This window comes from Clostridium frigoris (genome assembly GCF_018861865.1).
Lineage (GTDB): Bacteria > Bacillota > Clostridia > Clostridiales > Clostridiaceae > Clostridium_AD > Clostridium_AD frigoris.
Window position 1 is genome coordinate 1 of record NZ_JAHLDV010000125.1, and the last position, 1,911, is coordinate 1,911.

Annotated in this window: 2 protein-coding genes; one reads left to right on the plus strand and one right to left on the minus strand. The window is 28.6% G+C overall.

Features of this window, described 5'->3' with window-relative positions:
• The first annotated feature begins 116 nt into the window (after positions 1–116).
• Positions 117–278: a hypothetical protein gene (locus KPL37_RS19340; protein ID WP_216151699.1), complete on the plus strand. Its 162-nt coding sequence runs from the start codon at positions 117–119 to the stop codon at positions 276–278.
• A gap of 311 nt (positions 279–589) precedes the next feature.
• Here KPL37_RS19340 and KPL37_RS19345 read toward each other — a convergent pair whose 3' ends face one another.
• The gene (locus KPL37_RS19345) at positions 590–1,510 is read right to left on the minus strand and encodes a putative ABC transporter permease (protein WP_216151700.1); all 921 of its coding nucleotides are present in this window, start codon (positions 1,508–1,510) and stop codon (positions 590–592) included.
• Positions 1,511–1,911 lie beyond the last annotated feature (401 nt).

Sequence of the window (1,911 nt, forward strand, 5' to 3'; positions counted from 1 at the left end):
TAAATTTAGAAATGGATAAACATAAACATTAATAAAGATAAGTAAGAAATCATTCGTATTATTTAGGGACAGTTTCTTATCAAACTTATAATTAGATTATACAAGGAGGTTGTTTTATGATAAAATTATTTAAGAAGGTATTTAGTAAAGAGAATATGAGAAATGTTGGAGTGTTAAATTATGTAGTAAGTACAGGTGGATCAAAGGATGCTATTATGTTGTACAATGAAACTTTTAATAAAAATGACAATGAATTAAATCTAAAAAAAGTTTCATAGCTTTTGCCATGAAGTTTTTTTTATTTAAAGAATTAATTTTAAATATTCTTTTAATATATTTGAATGAAAAACAGAAGTTTTTCTTAATGTCTCACCCATCAAATAGCTCTAACATTTCTTTGAGTTTATCTTTCATTTCGCTCATAAAAGCCCCAATATTAGTGAACAAATTGTAAAAATTATAAGGTAAGATAAATATGTTATTTGAATTATTCAAAAGTAAGAGGTAAAAACATATAGAACATAAAGAATATCATGTAGTTTTTAAGCTGTTAAATATATGATTAATCATACATCCCTAACTAATCAGTTTATTTCTCTAAATCAGTTCTATCTTTTTCGCTGCTTATTTTTGTTTTCTTTGGAACACTCAATCCATTTAAAATAGTATTTCTTAATTTTTCAAGAGCATCTTTATGCTGTATGGATTTTAATTCAGAGAATGCTTTCAGCAACCTTTTTTCTCCAAAATGAGTGGCTTCTAAGATTTCTCTATTTGCATTATGAAGGTCTTTAAGCGCTTGTTTTCGATGAACCAATGCTTTTTGATGTTCACCTTTCATTTCAGTTAAATCCGCTTTTAAAATTCCTTTTTTTGTTTCGAAATTTTCTTCTAAATTATCCTTCTTCTTCACTATATCAATAGCTCCCATAGCAATATTTTCTCCTATATTATTTGATATCTCTCGAATTTTAAATGTGATTCCATCAATTATTTCAAGTTTTTTGTTCAATTTTAAAATAGATTTTACTGTTGCAATGAGATCTATAATGAAAAGACAGGCAAAAATTATTAGTAAAACCTTACTTGCCATCTGTGGAATCCAATTAACGAGAGAAAAAACAAACGGGTGAATTCTGTCTACCACAACAAGGCAAGCTAATCCCCACACAAGTGAAAACATAGGGCAAATATATCCACAAATATTAAAGGGCTTGTCATCGTAATTCCACCATTTCTGATGAAAGATTTTCTCAAGTGCAAATCCACCTATAAGCTCTATGCTGCTAGTAATAAAGACAGAACCTAAAAACATATAAAACACATTATTTTTTATAGGATCTAGCAAATAGAGTACTATTATGACTCCAACTCCATAAATCGGACAATATGGACCATTTAGGAATCCTCGGTTTACAAATTTACCTGTCTTTACAGCTGCATATATAACCTCTGTACACCATCCTAAAAATGCATAAATGAAAAAGTACCACCATATATTAAGTATCAAAATATTTCGCCTCCATAATACGTTTCTTTTCCGTTTCTATAAAACAACCTTCGTAGATTTCTAATATAAACATATCATCTTCTTGTCCACTACACAACTCTAGGTCTTATATATATTGAGATAAGTCTTTCTTCTTTTACATAATAATTTTTCCGATCTTCTTCTAGAATTTAAATTTATAGCCTTGAAGCAAACCATATCCAAAACAAAGTATGGAGATGGAGATAAATATAATAATTCCTTGTTCTAATAAGTGTGAAACAAGGTAAGTAAATATTCTTGTAGAATAGAAAAAATCGAGTAGGAGCTAAATAATTAGTTTATTTAGCGACCTCTCACACCACCGTGCGTACCGTTCGGTACACGGCGGTTCAATAGAAATTAATGTTTTAATAAATATG